This is a genomic window from Pedobacter cryoconitis (assembly GCF_014200605.1).
Classification (GTDB): Bacteria; Bacteroidota; Bacteroidia; order Sphingobacteriales; family Sphingobacteriaceae; genus Pedobacter; species Pedobacter cryoconitis_B.
This window is the reverse complement of the sequence record NZ_JACHCE010000002.1, coordinates 300,409-325,117: the sequence shown is the minus strand read 5'-3', so window position 1 is coordinate 325,117 and position 24,709 is coordinate 300,409. Positions and strand designations below refer to the sequence as shown.

At 38.4% G+C, this 24,709-nt stretch carries 20 protein-coding genes and 1 riboswitch; of the genes, 14 read left to right on the top strand and 6 right to left on the bottom strand.

Features of this window, described 5'->3' with window-relative positions; genetic code table 11:
• Positions 1 to 63 precede the first annotated feature (63 nt).
• From HDE68_RS07465 to HDE68_RS07435, 7 genes are all read left to right on the top strand, one after another.
• Positions 64 to 366, top strand: a complete 303-nt coding sequence (locus HDE68_RS07465; RefSeq protein WP_041883022.1) for an HU family DNA-binding protein — start codon at positions 64 to 66, stop codon at positions 364 to 366.
• Between the two features lie 10 nt (positions 367 to 376).
• Positions 377 to 1,237, top strand: coding sequence for a tetratricopeptide repeat protein (locus HDE68_RS07460; RefSeq protein ID WP_260171687.1), 861 nt, complete (start codon positions 377 to 379; stop codon positions 1,235 to 1,237).
• A 254-nt stretch (positions 1,238 to 1,491) separates the two neighbouring features.
• A complete protein-coding gene (locus tag HDE68_RS07455) occupies positions 1,492 to 3,042 on the top strand; it encodes an Rne/Rng family ribonuclease (RefSeq protein WP_183880544.1) in 1,551 nt (516 codons plus the stop codon).
• A gap of 136 nt (positions 3,043 to 3,178) precedes the next feature.
• Entirely contained in the window at positions 3,179 to 4,555 is a 1,377-nt protein-coding gene (gene radA, locus HDE68_RS07450; protein WP_183880542.1) for a DNA repair protein RadA, read from the top strand.
• A 44-nt stretch (positions 4,556 to 4,599) separates the two neighbouring features.
• Complete coding sequence (locus HDE68_RS07445; protein WP_183880540.1) at positions 4,600 to 4,800, top strand: hypothetical protein; 201 nt, start codon at positions 4,600 to 4,602, stop codon at positions 4,798 to 4,800.
• Positions 4,800 to 5,771 carry a DUF3137 domain-containing protein gene (locus HDE68_RS07440; protein WP_183880538.1) on the top strand — a complete coding sequence of 324 codons (972 nt, stop codon included), beginning with the start codon at positions 4,800 to 4,802 and terminating at the stop codon, positions 5,769 to 5,771. Before HDE68_RS07445 ends, HDE68_RS07440 begins: the two co-directional genes overlap by 1 nt.
• An 81-nt stretch (positions 5,772 to 5,852) precedes the next feature.
• Entirely contained in the window at positions 5,853 to 7,826 is a 1,974-nt protein-coding gene (locus tag HDE68_RS07435; RefSeq protein ID WP_183880536.1) for a KUP/HAK/KT family potassium transporter, read from the top strand.
• Between the two features lie 88 nt (positions 7,827 to 7,914).
• Here the strand turns inward: HDE68_RS07435 and carB are convergent, their stop codons facing one another.
• The gene (carB, locus tag HDE68_RS07430) at positions 7,915 to 10,731 is read right to left on the bottom strand and encodes a carbamoyl-phosphate synthase large subunit (RefSeq protein ID WP_183880534.1); all 2,817 of its coding nucleotides are present in this window, start codon (positions 10,729 to 10,731) and stop codon (positions 7,915 to 7,917) included.
• Positions 10,732 to 11,036: 305 nt separating this feature from the next.
• Here carB and HDE68_RS07425 point away from each other — a divergent pair, with 305 nt between their 5' ends.
• Positions 11,037 to 11,561 carry a hypothetical protein gene (locus HDE68_RS07425; RefSeq protein ID WP_183880532.1) on the top strand — a complete coding sequence of 175 codons (525 nt, stop codon included), beginning with the start codon at positions 11,037 to 11,039 and terminating at the stop codon, positions 11,559 to 11,561.
• A gap of 72 nt (positions 11,562 to 11,633) precedes the next feature.
• Here the strand turns inward: HDE68_RS07425 and HDE68_RS07420 are convergent, their stop codons facing one another.
• A complete protein-coding gene (locus HDE68_RS07420; RefSeq protein WP_183880530.1) occupies positions 11,634 to 14,039 on the bottom strand; it encodes a TonB-dependent receptor in 2,406 nt (801 codons plus the stop codon).
• A 120-nt stretch (positions 14,040 to 14,159) separates the two neighbouring features.
• Here HDE68_RS07420 and pnuC point away from each other — a divergent pair, with 120 nt between their 5' ends.
• The 6 genes from pnuC (at position 14,160) to HDE68_RS07390 (ending at position 20,302) form a co-directional block, all read left to right on the top strand.
• On the top strand, positions 14,160 to 14,801 hold the full coding sequence (pnuC, locus tag HDE68_RS07415) for a nicotinamide riboside transporter PnuC (RefSeq protein ID WP_183880528.1): 642 nt from the start codon (positions 14,160 to 14,162) through the stop codon (positions 14,799 to 14,801).
• On the top strand, positions 14,794 to 15,315 hold the full coding sequence (locus HDE68_RS07410) for an AAA family ATPase (RefSeq protein ID WP_183880527.1): 522 nt from the start codon (positions 14,794 to 14,796) through the stop codon (positions 15,313 to 15,315). Before pnuC ends, HDE68_RS07410 begins: the two co-directional genes overlap by 8 nt.
• A 78-nt stretch (positions 15,316 to 15,393) precedes the next feature.
• On the top strand, positions 15,394 to 15,546 hold the full coding sequence (locus HDE68_RS07405) for a hypothetical protein (RefSeq protein ID WP_183880525.1): 153 nt from the start codon (positions 15,394 to 15,396) through the stop codon (positions 15,544 to 15,546).
• A 50-nt stretch (positions 15,547 to 15,596) separates the two neighbouring features.
• Positions 15,597 to 15,744: riboswitch (TPP riboswitch) on the top strand.
• Between the two features lie 56 nt (positions 15,745 to 15,800).
• Complete coding sequence (locus tag HDE68_RS07400; RefSeq protein ID WP_183880523.1) at positions 15,801 to 18,251, top strand: TonB-dependent receptor; 2,451 nt, start codon at positions 15,801 to 15,803, stop codon at positions 18,249 to 18,251.
• A 54-nt stretch (positions 18,252 to 18,305) separates the two neighbouring features.
• Positions 18,306 to 18,938, top strand: coding sequence for a thiamine phosphate synthase (locus HDE68_RS07395; protein ID WP_183880521.1), 633 nt, complete (start codon positions 18,306 to 18,308; stop codon positions 18,936 to 18,938).
• 89 nt (positions 18,939 to 19,027) lie between these two features.
• Positions 19,028 to 20,302, top strand: coding sequence for an MFS transporter (locus tag HDE68_RS07390; RefSeq protein ID WP_260171686.1), 1,275 nt, complete (start codon positions 19,028 to 19,030; stop codon positions 20,300 to 20,302).
• A 1-nt stretch (position 20,303) separates the two neighbouring features.
• Here HDE68_RS07390 and HDE68_RS07385 read toward each other — a convergent pair whose 3' ends face one another.
• The 4 genes from HDE68_RS07385 to nagA form a co-directional block, all read right to left on the bottom strand.
• Positions 20,304 to 22,043, bottom strand: coding sequence for an ABC transporter ATP-binding protein (locus HDE68_RS07385; RefSeq protein ID WP_183880517.1), 1,740 nt, complete (start codon positions 22,041 to 22,043; stop codon positions 20,304 to 20,306).
• Between the two features lie 94 nt (positions 22,044 to 22,137).
• Positions 22,138 to 22,701, bottom strand: coding sequence for a ribosome recycling factor (frr, locus tag HDE68_RS07380; RefSeq protein WP_183880515.1), 564 nt, complete (start codon positions 22,699 to 22,701; stop codon positions 22,138 to 22,140).
• 40 nt (positions 22,702 to 22,741) lie between these two features.
• Positions 22,742 to 23,449 (bottom strand): UMP kinase, encoded by a 708-nt coding sequence (gene pyrH / locus HDE68_RS07375; protein ID WP_183880513.1) that lies wholly within the window; start codon positions 23,447 to 23,449, stop codon positions 22,742 to 22,744.
• A 44-nt stretch (positions 23,450 to 23,493) separates the two neighbouring features.
• Complete coding sequence (nagA, locus tag HDE68_RS07370) at positions 23,494 to 24,603, bottom strand: N-acetylglucosamine-6-phosphate deacetylase (protein ID WP_183880511.1); 1,110 nt, start codon at positions 24,601 to 24,603, stop codon at positions 23,494 to 23,496.
• Between the last annotated feature and the right edge of the window lie 106 nt (positions 24,604 to 24,709).

Sequence of the window (24,709 nt, the reverse complement as noted above, 5' to 3'; positions counted from 1 at the left end):
CAATACTTTTGCAACCCCAAATCACTTATAATATTAAACACACAACAATTAATAATAGAAAATATGACTAAGGCAGATATTATTTCAGAAATATCAACGAAAACAGGAATTGAAAAGGTAGATGTACAAGAAACCGTTGAGGCGTTTTTCAAAGTAATCAAAAGTAGTATGATCGGTGGCGAAAATGTCTACGTTAGAGGTTTTGGAAGTTTTGTTGTTAAAAAGAGAGCACAGAAAACTGCCAGAAATATTTCAAAAAACACTGCGATTATTATTCCAGAGCATTTTGTACCAAGTTTTAAACCAGCAAAAGTTTTTGTTGATAAAGTAAAGAACAATTCAAAAAAACTAAGCGTAGAAGCTTAATCTGCTTATGATGAACACTATCCGATCTAAACAGACACTTATAATTGCAGCGGTAATTCTGCTCGCGGTATTTTTGTTTACAAGAGATATTAAAGGTTTAGTGAAGCCGAAGAAAGAAACAACTGGCGTTCCTGCCGGGGGGCAACTTACTTCAGCAGGCAGTACAATTAATTTAACAGAGGTCTCGACCGCTGCTAAAAATTCAATTAATGCTAACTTGGCAGCAGAAATCACTACATTGGAAAATGCATATAAAACTGCATCTGAAGATCAGAAAGTGAATGCAGCCAAAGTTCTTGCAGAAAAATGGGATGATGTTGAACAAGCAGTTCCAAGCGCGTTATATCTGGAAATCATTGCTGGTAAAGAGCGAAACCTGAATAGCTGGTTAGCTGCAGGCGGCAGATTGATGAAAGCTTTTGATAATACTCAGGATAGTTTAATCTCTCCGGTTTTATTACAAAAAGCAAATGCAGCTTATACGAATGCTGTAGCACTGGATTCAACAAGTCTTGAAGCTAAAACTGGATTGGGAATCACTATCGTTAACGGTATGGGTGCACCAATGTCGGGAATAGCAATGTTGCTGGACGTCATTAAAAAAGATCCTGATAACCTGAAAGCAAACATGAGCTTAGGAACTTTTGCAATAAAATCCGGACAATTTGATAAAGCAATAACCAGGTTTAATGGTATAATAGCTAAAAAGCCTTCACCAGATGCTTATTTTTATCTGGCTACAGCTTATGAAAACCTGGGTAAAAACAAGGAGGCTATTGAAGCTTACCTGAACAGTAAAAAATTGGCAGCAAATCCAACCTTATCTAATTTCATTGATAAGAAGGTGGCAGAACTGAAAACCAAAAACTAATAAACAGATTTATAAAAATATTTAAACCTTACAATTATGCCAAGCGGTAAAAAAAGAAAAAGACATAAAATGGCCACCCACAAACGTAAAAAACGTTTAAGAAAAAACAGACATAAGAAAAAATAGATTTTTCTTCATGATCAACGAATAATAGATACTAGGAATATTCTTAGTATCTATTATTCGTTGATCTGTTTTTTATATATTCAGTCCATGTGTTTAATAAGGGATTCATCCCTTTAAATGTATAGCTTTTGGTAAAGGAATTAATTATCGATTCGTCTCCTACAGGAGTAACCATAGCTTTGATTGAAGATAAACAACTTGTAGAACTTCATAAAGAACACATTAACACAAATTACGCCGTAGGCGATATTTATTTAGGCCGCATAAAAAAAATTATGCCGGGGCTAAATGCTGCGTTTGTTGATGTGGGTTATGAGAAAGATGCTTTTTTGCATTATTTCGATCTTGGTCCGCAAGTTCAATCTTTATTAAAGCTTACAAAAATTAAGCGGAATGGCACTGTTAGTGGGACGTTATTAGACAATTTAAAGCTTGAAGCCGATATTAATAAGGCTGGCAAAATATCTGAGGTCGTTTCCAAAAACATGCTTATACCTGTTCAAATAGCTAAAGAGCCTATTTCAACTAAAGGACCGCGTCTAAGCTCTGATCTTTCTATTGCAGGACGGTACATAGTATTAGTCCCATTTTCTAATGTAATTTCAATCTCGAAAAAAATTAAGAGTAATACCGAACGTAATCGTTTAAAAAAGATTATTGAAAGTATTAAGCCTAAAAACTTCGGTGTGATCATCAGAACAGTTTCTGAAGGTAAAGGTGTTGAAGAATTACAGAAAGATTTATTGGATTCTGTCTCTAAATGGGAAACTTTCATCAAGAAATTACCTGATGCAGAACCTTCCAAACGTGTTTGGGGAGAAATGGACAGAACGTCAACGTTAATTCGTGACATTCTAAGTGCAGACTTCACCAATGTTTATGTGAACGATACGGGTTTGTTTGAAGATATCCGTTCTTATGTGCATGAGATTTCTCCGGAAATGGAGAAAATAGTAAAACCTTATAAGCACAAGGAACCTATATTCGAGCATTTCGGCATTGAAAAACAAATTAAGAATGGCTTTGGCAAAACCGTAAATCTTGCCGGCGGGGCTTATCTTGTTGTTGAACATACCGAAGCACTTCACGTAGTCGATGTAAACAGCGGTAACAGAACAGCAAATAAAGAAAATCAGGAAGAAAATGCCTTACAGGTAAACAAAGAGGCTGCAAAAGAAATTGCACGTCAGCTCAGATTACGTGATATGGGTGGTATTGTAGTGATCGATTTTATCGATATGCATAAACCAGTGAACCGTAAAATGTTATTTGATTACCTGCGTGAACTAATGCTGCTGGATCGTGCTAAACACACTATTCTGCCTCCAAGTAAATTCGGCCTTGTACAAATTACACGTCAGCGTGTTCGTCCTGAGATGAACATTGTGACCAGCGAAGTTTGTCCTATGTGTCACGGTACTGGTGAAATTAAAGCTAGTATTGTTTTAATGGATGATATTGAAAGTAATATGAACTATATTTTGCGTGAGCAAAATGAAAAAAATATTACACTTTGTGTACACCCGTATATAGAGGCCTTTATTAAAAAAGGTATTTACTCCCTGCAATGGAAGTGGTTCTTTAAATTCGGACAGAAAATTAAAGTTAAGGCGGTTCCGTCTTACTTACTAACAGAGTTTCACTTTATCTCTTCTAAAGACGAAGAAATAAAATTGTAAATCTCATGTTCAAAACATAATGGAAAAGCCTGGTCACCTCAAGTACCGGGCTTTTCTATTTATATCCGTTTAATGTGCTGAACAGGTTCTTATATCCACCAAATTAAGTTAAATTCGTCTTTTAATCTTAAATCAATTGGCTAAAACTAAATCAGCATATTTCTGTCAGAGTTGTGGGTATGAATCGGCCAAATGGCTTGGAAAATGCCCTTCTTGTAATTCCTGGAATACCTTTGTCGAAGAAGTAATTGAAAAACCCGGGGCCAGTGTTCCTGCATGGCAGACATCCGGATCAACAAAAAGATCCAATAAACCCAACAAAATCACCAATATTGCTTTTACCGAAGAGCATAAGCTATCTACCAACGACCTTGAACTTGATCGCGTATTGGGAGGCGGCCTGGTGGCTGGTTCTGTCGTGCTGATTGGCGGCGAACCAGGAATAGGAAAATCAACACTGATGCTTCAGCTTGCCCTAAATATCACTGGAAAAAAGGTACTGTATGTTTCAGGGGAGGAAAGTGAGCAGCAAATAAAAATGCGTGCAGAAAGAATAACTAACAATCCCACTGCAGAATGTTATATTCTTACTGAAACCTCTACTCAGAATATATTTAAACAAATAGAAGTACTGGAGCCAGATATTATAGTGGTTGATTCTATACAAACACTTCATTCTGCACATATCGATTCTACTCCGGGCAGCGTCTCGCAAGTCAGAGAATGTACTGCAGAACTCTTGCGTTTTGCTAAAGAAACTGACACCCCTGTATTTTTAATTGGTCATATCACCAAAGACGGTGCTATTGCAGGCCCTAAAATCCTGGAACATATGGTTGACACCGTTTTGCAATTTGAAGGTGACAGGCATCACGTTTACAGAATCCTTCGTTCTATTAAAAACAGATTTGGTGCAGCAGCAGAGCTGGGTATTTATGCAATGCACAGCGGAGGACTGAGACAGGTATCTAATCCTTCAGAAATTCTATTGTCACAACGGGACGAAGAGTTAAGTGGAATTGCCATTGCAGCCACATTAGAAGGCGCAAGACCTATGTTAATTGAAACACAGGCTTTGGTCAGTACTGCAGCTTATGGAACGCCTCAGCGCTCAGCTACAGGCTTTGATACCCGCAGGATGAATATGCTGCTCGCAGTTCTGGAAAAACGCTGTGGGTTCAGGTTAAGTACCAGGGATGTATTTTTAAATATTGCTGGTGGTATTAAGGTAGAAGATCCTGCAATTGACCTGGCTATCCTTGCAGCAATTATTTCATCACATGAGGATATCTTTATTTCTTCAAAAATCTGTTTTGCAGCAGAAGTCGGTTTATCCGGAGAAATCCGTGCTGTCAACAGGATAGAACAACGCATTGCTGAGGCCGATAAACTAGGTTTTGAGAGAATTTTTGTTTCTAACTATAATTTAAAGGGCCTGATTACAGATAAATATAAACTGCAAATTACTGGCGTAAACAAAATAGAAGATGTTTTTTCTTTATTGTTTGGATAAATTTCACTAGTTTTAATAAACTAAAGAAACCAAATCTAAATTAAATGTTAACCTTCATTTTCATCACTATAATTTTCGCTATAATCATTGGAATTAATTTTTATAACACACTGATTGGCAAAAGAATAATGATGCTTCCGGGAAACGTTTTTTCCGGAACATTAGATTTCCAGCCTTTCACAGTGCTGGAAAATACTGCTAAAGAAAGAAAAAATATAAATGCTAAAGATCTGTTCAATAATTAATGACAGCAGATTTCAGAAATGGCCCTGCGCTGCAGGGCATTTTACAGCATCTGGAAGATGAACGTAAAATACTAACCGCAGCCAGGCGCAAAGCAATAAGCTGCTTTGTATTTGGTGTATTTCTAACCATTGCAGTTAGTTTTTTTAGCCTATTGCCCATATGGTTTTATATTCCTGGTATTGCTGTTCTGCTCTATACGCTTAACCTGTACTTAAAAATAGCTCCTGCTTATCTGGATTACAGAGTTAATTTCAAAAGCAGATTACTTAAGGCAATTCTTAAATCAAATTATCAGGACATTACTTTTGAACCGGATGACGGTTTACCGGAAGATGAATTTATGGCTTGTCAGCTTTTTACAGAGGCACCTGATAAATATAGCAGCAAAAACAGCGTCACAGGTTCACTGGCCAAAACCAGATTTTACTTTTCTGAAGTCAATGCATCTTATAAAACAGAAAGTACAGATGTAAAGGGCAACAGAGCGGAAAAATGGCATGAGATTTTCAAAGGGATTATTTTTACCGCCGATTTTAATAAGAATTTTAATGGGATAACCCTGATTAGTCCAGAAAATATCGGGAGTAAGCTGGTCGGATGGTTTACAAAAGCCCTTCCTATATCTAACCTGTCAGGCAGCAAACTCGTTGTACTGGAAGATCCGGAGTTTAATAAAACTTTTACTACCCATTCAACCGATCAGATAGAAGCAAGACATATTCTGACGCCTGCTATGATGAACAGGATTCTTTTCCTCAATAAAAAAACAAAAAGTGCGGTTATGCTTTCTTTTATTGCATCCCGTTTATACATTGCATTTCCTCTTGAAAGCAATTATTTCGAACCTCCTCCTTTAAGCAAAAGCATCCTGGGGCCTTCCTCTATAGACCAGGGCCTATATATAGTTCAGTTTATGTATGATATCATAAATGAGCTCGATTTAAATACAAAGATCCGGGACAAGAATTAAAATGTGGTTAAAATTAAACCGCATGTCATTGAGATAGAATAAGAAAGCGTAATTTTGATTAAAAATAGCCAAACTATAATCATGCATCCTAACCTTAAAAAACTATCCGCAGCGGGTATGTTAGTTACACTGGGTATCATATTCGGTGATATCGGTACCTCTCCGCTTTATACCTTCCAGGTATTACTTAAAGAAGGCGGACAAGTTAACCCGGCTTTAGTATTGGGAGCCATCTCTTGCGTATTCTGGACACTTACCCTGCAAACCACGTTCAAGTATATTTTCATCACGCTTCAGGCAGATAATAAAGGAGAGGGCGGGATCTTTTCACTTTACGCTTTAGTGAGGCGCTATGGTAAATGGATGGCGATTCCTGCAATAATAGGAGCAGGAACATTATTAGCTGATGGTATTATTACGCCTCCTATCTCTGTAACCTCTGCCATTGAAGGACTAAACCTGGTCCCTGCTTTATCACAAATTATTGTACCGGGTAACACGCTGATTCTGGGTATTGTAATTACGATTATCGTATTATTATTCTTTTTTCAGCAATTCGGGACAAAGGTAATTGGTGCTTCTTTCGGTCCAATTATGTTTTGCTGGTTTTTAATGATCGCCTTACTGGGACTTAAACAAGTGATTCATTATCCTGAAATATTTAAAGCACTGAACCCATATTACGGGGCAAGGTTATTAATGGACCATCCACATGGTTTCTGGCTTTTAGGAGCTGTCTTTTTATGTACTACCGGTGCAGAAGCACTTTATTCTGATTTAGGCCATTGCGGCAGAAAAAATATACAGATCAGCTGGATATTTGTAAAAACAGCTTTAGTGCTGAATTATCTGGGTCAGGGTGCATGGGTGTTAATGCAAAGCCCACAAAAAAGTTTTGATGGTATTAATCCATTCTTTGAGATTGTTCCCCATCTATTTCTGATCCCTGTAGTCATTGTAGCGACAATGGCAACAATTATTGCCAGTCAAGCCTTAATTTCTGGTTCGTTTACGCTGATCAGCGAAGCTGTAAGTATGAATTTCTGGCCAAAGGTGACCATAAAATACCCAACTAATATCAGAGGACAGATTTATATTCCCAGTATCAACTGGTTACTTTGTATTGGCTGTATAGCTGTTTCCCTTTATTTCAGGACCTCAGAGAACATGACTGCCGCCTATGGATTTTCCATTACCATAGCCATGCTGATGACTACCATCCTGATGTATTATTTTATGCGTTATGTGAAGCGCTGGCCACTTTGGATGGTGATCCCTATTGTTAGTGTTTTTGCTGTAGTAGAACTCTCTTTCTTTGTGGCAAATTCGGTAAAAATCGTTAAAAGACTCTTCTTCTTAGTATTTGAAGTCGGCTTGATCTTCACCATGTTTGTCTGGTTCAAAGCCCGTAAAATCACGAATCGTTTCTTAAAATTTGTGGAACTTGAAGATCAGGTCCCTATGCTGAAAGCCCTGAGCGAAGACCGCTCCATCTCAAAGTATTGTACACACCTGATCTATCTGACCAAGGCAAATAACAGTAAACAGATTGAGCAAAAGGTTCTTTATTCTATATTCAGCCGTAATCCAAAACGCGCAGATGTGTACTGGTTTATACATATTGAACGCACAGATGAACCTTATACAATGGATTATATGGTTGAGGAACTTGCTGATGATAAAATCATCCGCATAGAATTCAGGTTAGGTTTCCGTATCCATCCCCGCGTTAATGTGCTGTTTAGAAAAGTAGTACAGGAAATGGTGGCCAATAAAGAGATTGATATCACCAGTAAATATGACTCGCTGAATAAATTCAATCTGGCTGCAGATTTCCGTTTTGTCATCATGGAAAAATTTCTTTCCTATGAAAATGAATTTAGCCTGAAAGACGGGTTTATCCTGAGAAGCTATTTTGCCATTAAAAAGCTGGCTCAGTCTGATACTAAAGCTTTCGGACTGGATACCAGCGAAACTATTATTGAAAAGATCCCATTAGTGGTTTATCCTGTGGAGAACATTCACTTAAGAAGGGTTTTCAAACCAGTAGGCTAAGTTTATAGCTTGCCTGCCAACACAATCATTAAAATCAAGACATAAAAAAAGTCCCGTAATCACGGGACTTTTTTATTGATCAGTATAATTATTTTGATAAATACATTGATTTGTCTTTATACAACTTTCTGAAATATGGATCTTCCAGGTCTTTAATGAAACGGATAGATTCACCAGTTGATTTCATTTCAGGACCTAATTCTTTCGGTACTTCAGGGAATTTATCGTAAGAGAAAACAGGCTCTTTAATTGCATAACCTTCTAACTTACGTTCAATCGTGAAATCTTTCAGCTTATTAACACCTAACATGATTTTAGCTGCGATATTGATGTAAGGAACATCGTATGCTTTAGCGATAAAAGGAACAGTCCTCGAAGCTCTTGGATTTGCTTCGATTACATATACTTTTTCATCTTTAACAGCAAACTGGATATTCAGCAAACCAATTACGTTTAAAGCTTTTGCAATTTTCTTAGAGTAGGTCTCCATGCTTTCCATCACTTTAGCAGAAAGACTAAATGGAGGCAATACTGCAAATGAGTCTCCGGAATGGATACCAGCAGGCTCAATATGCTCCATTAAACCTACAATATGTACATCCTCACCATCACTGATTGAATCTGATTCAGTTTCTTCTGCTCTGTCAAGGAAATGGTCAATCAGCACTCTGTTTCCTGGTAAATCACCTAATAACTTAACTACTGCTTTCTCCAGATCTTCATCATTGATCACAATGCTCATTCCTTGTCCGCCTAATACATAACTAGGACGAACCAGTACCGGATAACCAACTTCATTAGCTACTACGATAGCTTCTTCTGCATTTTCTGCAACACCATATTTAGGATAAGGAATATCCAGTTCTTTTAATAAGTCAGAGAAACGTCCGCGATCTTCAGCGACATCCATATCATTATAAGAAGTACCGATAATTTTAATTCCGTTCTCATGAAGTTTTTCTGCCATTTTCAAAGCAGTCTGACCACCTAACTGTACAATTACACCTACCGGGTTTTCCAGTTCGATAATTTCACGTACATGTTCCCAGAATACTGGCTCAAAGTATAACTTATCTGCCATGTTGAAATCTGTAGAAACTGTTTCAGGGTTACAGTTGATCATAATCGACTCAAATCCGCTTTCTTTTGCTGCAAGTAAACCATGCACACAAGAGTAATCAAATTCAATTCCCTGACCAATACGGTTCGGGCCCGATCCTAATACAATGATTTTCTTTTTATCAGAAGGAACAGATTCGTTCTCTTCTTCAAAAGTCGAGTAGTAATATGGGGTCTGTGCAGCAAACTCAGCAGCACAGGTATCTACCATTTTATAAACTCTTCTGATTCCTAAAGATTTTCTGCGGTCATAAACTTCGTCCTCAGTCACATTACCTAAAAGGTATGCAATCTGGATATCAGAGAATCCTTTTTGTTTCAGGGTGAAGAAGAAATCCTTCGGTATGTTGTTTAATGAATAACGTTTTAATTCTGTTTCCAGCTGTACCAATTCCTGGATTTGTGCTAAGAACCATTTATCAATTTTGGTTACTTTACGGATAGATTCCAATGGAACGCCCATGCTCATCGCATCCTTAATCAGGAATAAGCGGTTCCAGCTTGGATGCTCCAGGCCGTGCATAATTTCTTCGATACTTCTGTTATGTTTTCCATCGGCACCTAAACCAGCGCGTCCGATCTCTAAACTCTGACATGCTTTTTGAAGCGCTTCGATAAAGCTGCGACCAATAGCCATTACTTCACCTACAGACTTCATCTGTAAGCCAAGTTCCATATTCGCACCTTTAAATTTATCAAAGTTCCAGCGTGGTACTTTAACGATTACGTAGTCTAAAGTAGGTTCAAAATAAGCTGAGGTAGTTTTGGTAATCTGATTTTCGATTTCATCAAGGTTGTAACCAATCGCCAGCTTAGCCGCAATTTTAGCAATCGGATAACCTGTTGCTTTACTTGCCAGTGCTGATGAACGTGAAACCCTTGGGTTGATCTCGATAGCGATGATATCGTCGTTATCAGGATTAACAGAGAACTGTACGTTACATCCACCTGCGAAAGTACCGATCGCACGCATCATTTTGATAGCCTGGTTACGCATTTCCTGGTAACAGGTATCAGATAAAGTCATTGCTGGTGCTACTGTAATAGAGTCACCAGTATGAATACCCATTGGGTCGAAGTTTTCGATAGAGCAAATGATAATCACGTTATCATTGCTGTCCCTTAATAACTCCAGCTCATATTCTTTCCAGCCTAAAACAGCTTTTTCTACTAATACTTCGTGTGTCGGAGAAGCTTCAAGACCACGTTTAAGCGCAGCATCAAATTCTTCTTTCTTGTGCACGAAACCACCACCTGATCCACCTAATGTATAAGAAGGACGGATAACAAGCGGATAACCGATTTCCTGTGCTGCTTCTTTACCTTCAAGGAAAGAGTTTGCAATTTTAGACGGTGCAACACCTACACCTATGTCTACCATTAACTGACGGAAAGCTTCTCTGTTTTCTGTTTTTTCAATTGCAGCAACATCAACGCCAATTACTTTAACGCCATGTTTTTCCCAAACACCACGTTCTTCAGCTTCCTTACAAAGGTTTAAGGCAGTTTGCCCTCCCATTGTAGGTAATACAGCATCAATTTTCCGCTCTATTAAAATCTGCTCAATAGAGTCTACCGTTAAAGGTCTGAGGTAAACATGGTCTGCAATGACCTTATCAGTCATAATAGTTGCAGGATTGGAGTTTATAATAGAAACTTCAATTCCTTCTTCTTTTAAGGATAACGCAGCTTGGGATCCGGAGTAATCAAACTCACAGGCTTGGCCAATAATAATAGGTCCGGAACCGATAATCAATACTGAACGTATGGAGGTGTCTTTAGGCATAAGGCTTTAAAAAAGTCTAAAGTGTTTTGTTAAAAAATGTTCGTCTTGTAAGACTGATAGCTGGGCGAGATTTTACGTGCTATTGCTAAAGAATCCCGACTGTTCTGTCGGGATGCAAAGATACATCATTAGCCCGTAATAATTCAGATTTTTTTAAAGAATTTCTTAAATAGTATCAACGATAACTGCGGTCAAAAAATGGGATTATTAAGCCATTGAGGCAGTTTGATTTTTATTACCGTAATTTGAACAAATTTTAAGCGTTAATAGAGCAAATCTGACGCTGTCATACATTATAAAAAACAATGAAGAAATTACTTTATACAGTCTTTGCTGCTGTTATCTTATTAAGTGGATGCGGAACTGTCCAGTCAATTATTAAATCCAGTTTCCCTTATACTGCGACACTGGTTATTCCTAAAACTTCAAAAGCCGATGCAGTAACTTCGGTTACCAGTACAGCCAGTAGCTTTGATGAAACATTCGGGAATCAAAGTGGAAGTGATTACATCAGGGATGTCAGAATCGCTGCGGCAAAAATTATTGCTTCTGATCCAAGTGATAAAAGCATGGGGATGTTTAAGTCTATCAAAGTATTTGTTTCGAACGGGGTTGGCGATGAAATCATGGTGGCCTCAAGAAGCGATGTTTCAGAACATATCGGATCTTCTCTGGTACTGGATATCGATAATTCGATTTTTATAGACAAATACGTTAAAGGTAACAGCCTTAAGGTAAGGCTGGAATATGTGTTAAGAGGAACCTTAACAACAGACGTAAGGGTTAAAACCACACTGAATTTCAGTTCTTCACCTAATAGTAAAAAATAAATTATTGAAACAATCCGGGCCCTGATCAATGATCAGGGCCCGGATTGTTTCTGAATTCCTATATCGGAAATATTAGAACCTGTAAGCAATTCCTACCCTGTAATTTCTTAGGGGCTCAGTCTGCCATGCATAAGCGGTAACAGTCCCGAAATTATAGATCTCACCATCATACAGATATTTATTTAATATATTAAATACGTTACCCGTGATTTTAACAGGACCACAGCTCCAGAACAATCCACCATCCAAACGGAAATAATTTGGTAAAGGTTTATCATCAGATCTGCTCCAGGAACCAGGCACACGGCCAACCTGCCACGAAAATCCAGTCGAAACTCCAGCACCTTTCAACGGTCCGCTTTGCAGTTCATAAGTTAACCAGGCATTTGAAGTATGTTTTGCAAAACCCGGCACCACATCACCAACCCTGATGCTTTCCACATCCGGATTAGCTTTAGTTACTTTTCCGTCTGTATAAGCATAATTGGCAATTAACTGCAACCCTTTCACAATTTCTCCCCTTAAGTCAAATTCAATACCCTGTACTCTTTTTTCACCCAGAATAACGCTGTATCTCCTTGTTGGATCAGTTGGATCGCTGGTTAGTTCGTTTTGTTTTATGATTCTGTAAAACGATAAAGTAGTATTAACCCTCCCATCAAGCCAGTCTCTTTTAATACCAAATTCTGTATTAACTCCCGTAAGCGGTTTAATCTTAGCCTCATTTCTGAGTATTCCACTCTGAGGAATAAAAGCTTTGTCATAAACAGCATATAATGAGGTTTTATTGTCAATAGAATAGCTTAAACCAAACCTTGGTGAAAATTGGTTTGCTTTATTGGGATTTTCGGCAGTCAGGCCCCAGCTATACTCTTTGATATTGGTAAACCTGCCGGCTAGGGTCAATCTCAGTTTATTGTTAAAGAAACCCAGTTCTTCCTGCAGATAAAAGGAGTGATATTTAGACCCTACTAACCCACCCGCATCTATAGCCCTCTCTTTTAAAGGAGTCAGTCTTCTGACGTCAAAAGCAGTATAAGCTGCAGGATTGGTACCATAAACAGGATGTTCACTGTTAAATGGATTATCATCTGTGTCCAGCTTAACGCTGGCATTCCAGTCAGCTTCATATTTTTTATCACCGGCATCAAAGCCCGCAAGGATCCGGTGCTGAATACTACCGGTATTGAAATTTCCGTTTAAAAATACCTGGGCCAGTTTCATGCTACTGGTTGCGTCCCAGAGCCCAATGCTGCGAATAAGTGTTCCATCAGCATTTACTTTAGACGGCCAGGCACTGTTACCTCTCATATTATAGTCGTAATACGCACCCTGAGCAGTTAGCCTCCAATGTTCATCAAACCGGTGCTGCACATTCAATGTAATGCTTTGATCGTTAATGGTGGTAGGTGGGATCAAAGGATCTGATTGTGAGAAACCAACCGGAAAAGTCCCATACCCCTTTACCCCAAAAACATAAGAGGAGCCAACCTGGCTGGTTTTCGCCTGCTGCAAAGTATATTCAGCAGTAATTTTTGTATTTCCGGTCTGATAAGACAATACCGGAGCTATACTGTATCTGTCATTGTATTCAAAGTCTCTATGTGATTTCTTATTTTGTCCGGATACATTCAATCTGAATAATAACTTACCATCTTCAGTAAGTTTTTTATCAAAATCAACAGTTGTGCGGTACAGGCCATAACTTCCGGTTGTGAATGATACTTCTCCTTTATCAATTCCCGTAGGTTTTTTAGTCACTACGTTATATAAACCACTTGGATCACCACTTCCTAACATAAAACCGGCCGGGCCTTTAACAAATTCAATATGATCTACAAAACTCATGTCTTCGGTAAGTGGTCCCCAAAAAGAATTCACAACATTAAAACCATTTCTGAAAGCCTGAATCTGTGAACCCCGCATTTTGATATTTGCATACATATCAGACCAGTGCTGAGTACGTATGGCCCCGCTTACATTTCTGATGACCCCATCACTCATACTGGTTATCTGCTGATCTTTAAGCACCTGCTCACTAACAATCTGAATGTTCTGAGGTGCTTCCAATAAAGGTTCATTTAACCTTAAGGTGGCAGAAGGAAGGCTTATTTTATATTTATTTTTGATTACTGCGATTTCAACTTCCTGTAAAGCTTCTTCGTTTAAAGCTAAAACGAAATCTACAGTTTGAGTTTCCCCAATGCTTACAGATACTGTCTTTTCAATAGGGTGGATACCTACTGCTGAAGCTTTAATAATATAGGTTCCGGCTTTGACATGTTTAAGAATAAAATCCCCTTTTTCATCTGTTGTAGTACCAATGCCCTTACCTTTTAACATAATGGAGATTTGAGATGCAGCTTTCCCGTTAGCTATCGTAACGCTGCCTTTAATAACTGCATGTTGTTGTGCTACAGCAATTAAACTGCTAAACAACATCACTGCTGTTAGAATAAATAGTTTGTTTTTAAACATATGTATTATTTAGATAGATTATCAATAGCAACAAATGTAACAGATATGTTATGATAATTCAAGCTATTTAAAATAATTCCAAATAATCAGTGGAAAGAAAAATAATTTTACATTTGACGCATGGTAGCTATAGTTGATGTAGTCAGAGAAAGCATTGAACATTTTTTAACGATAACCAGCTGGCTGGAATGGTGTGGTGTCATCACCGGAACACTCTGCGTATGGCTGGCCGCAAAGAATAATATTCTAAACTGGCCCCTCGCTATTATCAGTGTGCTAATCTATATTTTTATCTTTTTTGAGAGCAAATTATACTCAGACATGGGTTTGCAGGTATATTTTTTAGTAACGAATGCCTACGGCTGGTATTTCTGGAGCAAAAACAGAAATAATCCTGAATCTTCCAGACCAGTCAGCTCCATTACCAATAAAGAAATGGTATTATCTGCTATTGCTATTATTCTCCTTACGATTCTTCCCGGAACGCTGCTTCATTATTTTACGAAAGCATCTTATCCATTTTTAGATAGTTTTTGTACTGCATGCAGCCTGGTTGCTCAAATATTCCTTGCCAGAAAAGTCTTGCAAAACTGGCTGATCTGGATTTTTGTTGATATCATTTATGTGGGTGTTTATATTTCAAAAGATCTTTACGCTACGGCAATCATGTACGCTTTATATGTTTATATCGCATGGGTAGGTTACCAGGGATGGAAAAAATCAAGGTTAGAAACAGAAATTACATTGAAAAGTCATGACTAAGAAAATAGCTATCGTTGGCCCTGAAAGCACAGGTAAATCAACACTGACAAAATTACTGGCTAAACACTATGATACGCTTTGGGTAGCGGAATATGCAAGGTATTATTGTGCTGCACTGACAGCTCCATGTACTATGCAGGATGAGATTAATATGTTTCACGGACAAATAGCTCTAGAAGAATCTATTCTGGCCATTACAGAAAAAGATTTCATTTTCTGCGATACCACCTTTCTGACCGTCAAGATCTGGAGTGATGAAATGCTCGGCGAAACCCCGCAAATGGTATTGGATGCACTATCAGAAAGAACATATGATCTTTATATACTGCTTGATATTGATTTACCATGGCAAGAAGACCCATTACGTGACTTTCCGCATATGCGGGAACATTTTATGGCTACCTGGCATAAAGAGCTGAAAAACCTGGAGGCGAATTATATCGTTGTGGGTGGTATTGAAAACCGTTTGCAAAATGCGATTGCAGCGGTAGATCAGTTTTTAAGATCAGTATAAACTTAAAGAACAAAATAGTAGATGATACTCACATGATTAGAGGCTATCTGAAAAAAAGACAATAAATAAATAAACGAAATGAACGAAACAGAATTTTTAGATTATTGTAAAAGTCAACTCTCCGGTCCGCTTAAGGATGAAGATGTCATCACCATGTTAACTGCCTGGGGAAGCATTAAATACGCACAGGGATATAATAACGCATTAAGCGAAAAAGAGGACATAGAATAACGGTTTAGAAGCCGCTTAATTGCTATATCTAAAAAATTTTATACATTTGCTGATATCAAAAGGGGTGCCTTGTTTTGCAAAAAACATAAAAACAGGCTGAGATCATACCCATTATTTGATAGCTGAATTTATATCATGCTATTCAAATATGCACCTGATCCGGATAATGCCGGCGGAGGGATTGGAGTTATGGAGTTTAATTATGTTGTATTGGCCCTATTTACAACAGGTTTTACTAAAAAAACAGTAGCAAATTGAAAAAATTATTGATCGCAGTTATCACTGTGTTCCTTTTACCTGTGTTTGCCAAAGCGCAATTCACCATTTCGGGATCAGTTTCCGAAAAAAGTAAATATAACAGCCTGCCAGGGGCAAGTATCAGCCTAAAAAACACGAACAACGGCACAAGCAGCAATACAAAAGGCGAATACCAGCTAAAAAACATTAAAGCAGGAAAATACGTCCTGACTGTAAGTTTTATCGGTTACGAGACCCAGCACAAAACCATTGAAGTTAATGGAGACCAGCAAATTGATTTTGCAATGGAACCATCAGCTTATCTGGCTGACGAAGTTATTGTCATGGCAACAAGAGCTACGGAAAAATCAGGTACAACTTATAAAAACCTGAGTAAATCTGACATTGAAGCCAATAACTTCGGACAGGATTTACCTTTCATCCTGAACAATACCCCAGGGGTAGTCGTAACTTCTGATGCAGGTACAGGTGTAGGTTATACGGGTATCCGCATCAGAGGCAGTGATGCTACAAGGGTTAATATCACAATCAATGGCGTTCCATTGAATGATGCTGAAAGTCAGGGCGCATTCTGGGTTAATATGCCTGATTTTGCCTCTTCTGTAGAAAGTATTCAAATTCAGCGTGGTGTAGGTACATCTACCAATGGTGCGGGTGCATTTGGCGGAAGTTTAAATATACAGACTTCTGCCCCGGCTTTAGAGCCTTATGCAGAAGTTAACAGCACTTATGGTTCATTTAATACCTTAAAAAACACGGTGAAGATAGGAACAGGACTAATTGATAATAAATTCAGTTTTGACGGCCGTTTATCGCGCATACAGTCAGATGGTTTTGTAGACCGCGGTGCATCCTTATTAAAATCTTATTTCTTATCTGGTGCTTATCATGGAAAAACGGACTTGTTAAGAATCAATGTTTTTTCTGGTTCTGAGAAAACTTATCAGTCATGGAATGGTGTTCCAGAGTTTAAATTAAGGGGTGATGTAAATGCGATTAAAGACTATATCGCCAAAAATGGACTGAATGAAGCTGATGCTGCCAATCTTTTAAACGCTGACAACAGAAAATATAATTCTTTCTTGTACAAAGATCAGAATGATAATTACTGGCAGGATCATTATCAGGTTTTATATGCAAAACAGTTTAATGATAAGTTCTCTTTTAACGGAGCTTTGCATTATACGTATGGAAGAGGTTATTTTGAAGAATTTCAGCCCGGACAACTCTTTGCTGATTATGGCTTACAAAATCCAATTATTAACGGAGCTCCGGTATTATCAACCGATCTTGTACGCAGACGCTGGTTGAATAATAACTTCTACGGAGCAACCTATAGTTTCAATTATAAAGCTTCTTCCAGTCTGAATTTCACTGTCGGCGGAGCCTATAATCAATATCGTGGAAAACACTACGGCCAGATCAGCTGGTCACAAATCTCCTCAAATCTGAACAACACAGATCATTATTACGATGGGGACGGGAATAAAAATGATTTCAACATTTATGCAAAGGTATCTTACAGCCCGGTTGAAAAACTTAATTTATTTGCAGATTTACAGTATAGAAACCTGACTTATGACATTACAGGTAAGGATAATGACTTGCTACCACTAAATATTCATGATAAACTTAATTTCTTCAATCCGAAAATTGGTGCATCTTACTTCATAGACCCGAAAAGTAATCTATATGCTTCTCTGAGCGTGGCGAATAAAGAAGGTAACCGTGATGACTATGTCAATGCCAATGCAGGCACAGTTCCGCATCCTGAGCGTCTATATAATGTAGAAGCAGGATATCGCATTAAAGACGCTCATTATAGCGCTGGATTGAATGTATATGGTATGTTTTACAAAGATCAGCTTGTAGTTACAGGAAAGCTAAGTGATGTAGGTGCACCTATTCGTCAAAATGTACCTAATAGTTCCAGAATTGGGGTAGAATTTGATGGTTCTTATACATTGAGCCGTTATTTTCTGATCAACGCGAATGCAGCACTGAGCAGAAATAAGATCAAAAACTTCACTGAATTCCTTAAAAACAGTGACACGAAAGAGGAAATTACTTATAACTATACCAATACAGATATCTCTTTTTCACCGGATGCAGTCTTGTTTGGAGAGCTGGTCTATAAACCGTTCAGCAGTTTTGCGATCGCTTTACAGAGTAAATATGTGAGCAAACAATATCTTGATAATACACAAAATGAAGGCAGAAAACTAAATGGTTACTGGGTAAATAATATCCGTTTAGGTTATGATTTCAGCTTCAAAGGAGTAAAAAACATGAATATCGGTTTACTGGCGAACAATATCCTTAACAAAAAATATGAGTCTAATGGAGCTACCTATGCTTCTTTTAGCGGTGGTCAGCGTATAACTGACAATTACTATTTTCCACAGGCAGGGACGAACTTGTTATTATCTCTGAATGTTAAGTTTTAAGATTTAACTTTAGGAAATTTTAATCAGAAGGAGTTAGAACAACAATAAGTAATTATGAAAAAATTCATAGAAAAGCTTCAGTTTATCACACATGATATTGATACCTTAACACATATCGAACAAGCACGGTTAGCTTGCGAAGCAGGTGCGAAATGGGTACAGTACCGTTGTCTGACTAAAGATGATGAAGCTCTTTTAAAAGATATCAATGCTATAGCAGAAATCTGCGATGACTGGGGCGCGACATTGATTGTGACCAATCATATTCACCTGAACAGGAAAGCCGATATACAAGGTTTTCACATAGAAGATATGGATGCCGATTTTAAAGCTTTACGGGAACAATTAGGAGAAGACATCACTATTGGGGGCTCTTCAAATACATTAGAAGGATTAATCAGAATCGCTGCAGAAGGTGCTGATTATGCAGGCTGCGGCCCTTTCAGTCATACCGATACCAAGCCTAATAATTCTCCCTGGCTGGGTCTTGAGGGTTATGCAAAGATCGTTTCAGCGCTCCGGGAAAAAGAGATCAATCTACCGGTATTAGCCGTTGGTGGTGTTAAGCTCACAGACGTTGAGGCATTGATGGAAACCGGCATCTTTGGAATTGCGGCTTCTTCTGCAATTAATCAGGCCGAAAACATGAAGCATGCTTACCAGGATTTCTACGACCTGGTTAAATAATCTGTATGTCAAATATGACTCTGTCATATTTGACATTACATTTTAAAAATGCTTCCTTATCACATACATTTGTTTCAAATCAAATTCTTTTGGACAGTCCCACAATTGTAGACAAACAAGATCCTTATGCTGCCCTGCGTTACAGGGAATTCAGATCTTTCCTTGGTATGCGTTTCTTTTTTACGTTTGCCTATCAGATGCAAGCAGTAATTATTGGCTTTCATATTTATCACTTAACCAAAGATCCTCTTGCATTAGGACTGGTAGGTCTTTGTGAAGCACTTCCGGCAATTGGTATAGCCCTCTATGGAGGCTATGTGGCTGATAAATCCGAAAAGAGAGGACTGCTGCTGAAAATATTTCTGGGGGTCTTTGTCTGTTCACTGATTATGCTGGTTTCGACTTCGCCTCAGATGCATCCTTATGTTCCTGAAAGCTATATTGTACCGATCATGTATTGTATGGTCTTTGGAATAGGTATTGCCAGAGGCTTCTTTAGTCCCGCAACTTCATCACTGATGGCGATGACAGTTCCAAGAGAACTTTATCCTAATTCCAGTACCTGGAACAGTTCTTCTTACATGACTGCTTCTATCCTGGGGCCGGCAGTTGGCGGCTTAGTTTATGGTTTTTACGGAATCACAGTTACTTATACGGTTATCATTCTCTTTATATTCATCGCTTTGATCTGCGTGTTCTTTCTGAAATCACACCCACCAAAGTATATTCCTAAAGAAAGCATTATGAAAAGCCTTACCGAGGGGGTACAGTTTGTATTTAAGAGTAAAATGATGCTGGGTGCCATGAGCCTGGACTTATTCTCCGTGTTTTTTGGCGGCGCAGTTGCTTTATTACCTGTATTTGCGAATGATATTTTAAATGTAGGTTCTGAAGGACTTGGCTTTATGCGGGCTGCTGCATCAGGTGGTGCGGTACTGACTATGCTGGTGATGACCAGGGTCTCTCCAATGAACAAGCCCTGGAGAAACCTTTTAGTAGCTGTAGTTGGTTTTGGCACCAGTATAATCTGTTACGGCCTTTCTAAGAACTTTTATTTAACACTGGTCTTCTTATTCATGGAAGGTGCATTCGACAGCGTAAGTGTACTGATCCGGTCTACAATCATGCAATTACTGACCCCTGACCGGATGCGTGGCAGGGTTTCGGCAGTGAACAGCATGTTTATCGGTTCTTCTAACGAAATCGGTGCATTTGAATCCGGACTTACCGCAAAATTAATGAGAACAGTTCCTGCAGTGGTTTTTGGAGGGTGCATGACTATAATTATAGCGGGCATCACTTATACCAAAACTAAAAGCCTGCTTGGCCTTACCCTGCAGGATATACACGAGGAAACGATATAAATTATCTTTCTCCTACCTGCTGTCTCCACATGGCATAATACAATCCTTTTTCAGCGAGAAGATCTGTATGTTTCCCCTGTTCGATAATATGCCCTTTTTCAAGCACGTATATCCGGTCTGCATGACGGATAGTTGATAACCTGTGTGCGATTAATATTGTAATATGATTTGTAAATTCTGAGACTTCTCTGATAGTCGCGGTGATTTCTTCTTCAGTTAAAGAATCCAGTGAAGAGGTCGCTTCATCAAAAACAAGGATGTCCGGTCTGCGTAATAATGCACGGGCTATAGATAACCTTTGCTTCTCTCCACCTGATACTTTTACCCCTCCTTCGCCAATAACCGTATCCAGGCCTTTATCTGCACGGGCTAAAAGTGTCTGACATGCTGCCTGTTCCATCACACGTAAACATTCTTCGTCTGTTGCCCCGGGACGGACAAACTGAAGATTCTCTCTGATCGTACCAGAAAATAATTGAGTATCCTGGGTAACAAAACCTATTTTCTCTCTTAACTGATCCAGATCAATTTCTTTACTTGAAATATCATTATACAATACTTGTCCCACTTCTGGCTGATAAAGACCTACCAAAAGCTTTACTAATGTTGTTTTCCCAGAACCTGAAGGCCCTACAAAAGCAATAGTTTCTCCGTCATTGGCTTTAAAGCTTATCTCATTCAGCGCATTTGTTTTCCCGGTGAGATGTTTGAAACTCAAGTCCGAAAACTCCAGTGATTCAATCTTATTCAGCACCTTGGGATTTAAAGGCTTTTTATCAACAGGAGTATTGAGAATATTTTTAAAATTGCCCAGTGAAACTTCTGCTTCTCTCCAGGAAAGAATTACATTACCCAATTCCTGCAAAGGGCCAAAAAGGAAAAATGAATAAAATAGGAAAGAGAAATATTGTCCTGCAGAAATCGTGTTTTCAAAAATAAGGATCAACAGCACAACAACCATAATACTCCGTACCAGGTTAACTGTAGTTCCCTGTACAAAACTCATACTTCTTACATATTTAACTTTTCTGAGTTCCAGGCCAAGGATTTTATAAGTAGTTTTATTCAAACGATCTATCTCCTGATTGGCAAGGCCCAGGCTTTTTACCAGTTCAATATTTCTTAACGATTCTGTTGTTGAGCCAGCCAGTGCGGTAGTTTCAGCAACAATATTGCGCTGGATAACTTTAATTTTTCTGCTTAAAAACCAGCTGACAAAACTAATAACAGGAATAGCCAGGAAATAAATAACAGTTACTTTATAGCTTACCGTTACGGAATAAACGATCACAAAGACCATCCCGATCAGGCTGACAAATAAAATACTAATGAAAGAAGTAATGAATTTCTCACTATCCAGTCTCACTTTCTGCAGGATTCCCAGAGTCTCTCCGCTACGCTGATCTTCAAAAACCTGGTAAGGTAATTCAAGGGAATGTTTTAGTCCATCAGCATACATCTGTGCACCTACTTTCTGCACAATGATACTGGTAAAATAATCCTGGAAATTCTTGGCGATACGGGATACCATTGCGGCTCCCACACCTAATCCGATTAATCCCAGCACACCCCAGACAAACTGGTCCCTGCTCAGGACATCTTTCTTTTCTATGAACCTATCCACAATACGTCCTGTGATATAAGGGTCAAGTAAAGAGAAACCTATATTAATGGCGGCCAGGGCGAGAGCAAGGCACACTATCCATTTATAATTTTTAAGATACTGTACTAATAAGTTCATGTAGAAAAATAGAGTACAAAAATAAACAAAGGGAATATAGCAAAAGCCATATTCCCTTTTAATTACTCTTAAATTATATTTGTACTGTTCAGATTTACACAGTCATTACATCTTTCTCTTTTGCTTCGGCATGTTTATCTACCTTAACAATATAAAGATCCGTCATTTTCTGTACTTCACCTTCACCAGTTTTAATTTCATCATCAGAAACACCTTCGCCTTTCAGCTTTTTGATTTTCTCATTGGCATCTTTACGGATGTTACGAACTGTGATACGGCCACGCTCAGCTTCTTCTTTAACCTTTTTAACCAGGTCTTTTCTGCGTTCTTCAGTTAGTGGTGGAACTACCAGACGAATAACAATACCATCATTTTGTGGATTGATACCAATGTTAGCTTCCATAATTGCGCGCTCTATTGGAACCAACATGTTTTTTTCCCATGGCTGAACCAAAATAGTACGTGCATCAGGAGTAGTTAAACTCGCTACCTGAGCCAGGCCAGTTGCACTGCCATAATAGTCAACCGCAATTCCATCCAGCATACCTACTGAAGCTTTACCCGCACGTATTTTAGTCAATTCAGTTTCACAATGAGCAATTGCTTTGTCCATTGTTGCCTGAGCATCTTGTAATTGTTTCTTTATGAGGTCGTTCATAATTTGTGCTTTTTATCAAAAAAATATATTTGTATTAAATTTAGCCTTTTACCAGTGTACCAATCTCTTCGCCCTGCGCAATTTTCATAAAGTTTCCAGTCTTGTTCATATCAAAAACAATAATAGGAAGTTCATTTTCTTCACAAAGTGTAAAAGCGGTCATATCCATTACGTTTAATCCTTTTGAATAAACTTCTTTGAAAGTGATCTCGTTATAACGGGTTGCTGAAGGATCTTTTTCAGGATCTGCAGTATAGATCCCATCTACACGCGTTCCTTTAAGTACTACATCTGCTTTAATTTCAATTGCGCGCAATGCTGCAGCTGAATCTGTTGTGAAGTAAGGATTTCCTGTTCCGGCACCGAATATAACTACACGGCCCTTTTCAAGGTGTCTTACTGCTCTTCTGCGAATAAATGGTTCACAGATCTGCTCCATCTTAATTGCAGTAAGTAATCTTGTTTTAAGTCCTACTTTTTCCAGTGCATCCTGTAAAGCCATACTGTTAATTACAGTAGCTAACATTCCCATATAATCAGCCTGTGCACGGTCCATACCAGATTTCTCTGCGCTCAAACCTCTGAAAATATTACCACCACCTATAACTATTGCAATTTCCAGGCCCTGTGCATGAACAGCTTTAATATCTTCTGCGTATTGCTTAACGCGGTCATTATCAATACCATATTGCTTTTCGCCCATTAGCGATTCTCCGCTTAACTTAAGTAGGATCCTTTTATACTTCATGACTCCAAAAATAACTATTTGTTTTAATTATTAGACTGAAATGTTTAAACGTTTCTTAAACCCGACACAAAAACGTTTTGCAGGGTCAGCTGATCCGTTATTAATAATAAATCTGCCGCTTTTCCTACTGCTATTTGTCCGCGCTGATGCTCTATTTTTAAAACTACTGCCGGATGAGCCGAAGCCATATTCAGGGCTGCTGAAAGAGGTATATTACAAGAGTTAACGCAATTACGCACAGCATCCAGCAGGGTAATATTGGAGCCGGAAATTGTTCCTTCCGGTGTTACATATCTTGTACCTTCCAACTGATGTTTGTATGGGCCAATAGTACAGGCCGTAACTGCATCTGTAATCAGGAATAATCTATCAGGCATGAGTTTGTAAGTCATTTTGACAATTTCCAGATCAACATGAGCACCATCGGCAATTATACTTGCCATAGCAGTAGGATGATTAAAAACTGCTGCCGGTAAATTAGGGCTTCTGTGATGAATAGAGGGCATTGCATTATACAAATGTGTTGTTGTGGTAAAACCACTGCTAAAAGCATGATTTGCCTGTTCAAAATCAGCATCGCTATGCCCCAGAGAAAGTACGATTCCCTGATCCAGTAAATAATTGATCACTTCATCATCCTGTAATTCATGTGCGATGGTCATCATCTTCACAACACCATCAGCATTACCGATTAATTCTTTTACCTCTTCAAGTGTAGCTTTATGAACATATTCGGGCGGATGGGCGCCCAGTCTTTTAGGATTTAAATAGGGACCTTCTAAATGAAGACCTAAAAAAGCACGTGCATGTGGTTTATAGGCCTTAGCTGCTTCAATTGCCGCCTTAAATATTTCAAGCGAATTTGTAGCCACACAAGCCAGAAAACCAGTTGTTCCTTTACCAATAAGATCATTATCCATCTGTTCTAATGTTTCTGCAGCAGGATAGGCAGAAAATAAATTACCACCACTGCCATATATCTGCAGATCAATAAATCCAGGAGACAGGTAATTTCCCTGTGCATCTATAACTTCATAACCGGATGGAATATCACCTGTGGTAATTTCTTTGATTAAGCCATCTGCAATTAAAACAACAGCGTCAGTAACCGGCTGACCATCTTTAAAAAATTTCGAATTCCTGATTGCTATCATAACCTGATTTTAGTAATTAAGATCTTATATTCCCTATAAATCAATAAAGATGGGTAAAAAATAAGGGCAAAAAAAAAGTCCCTTAAAATAAGGGACCTTTTAATTT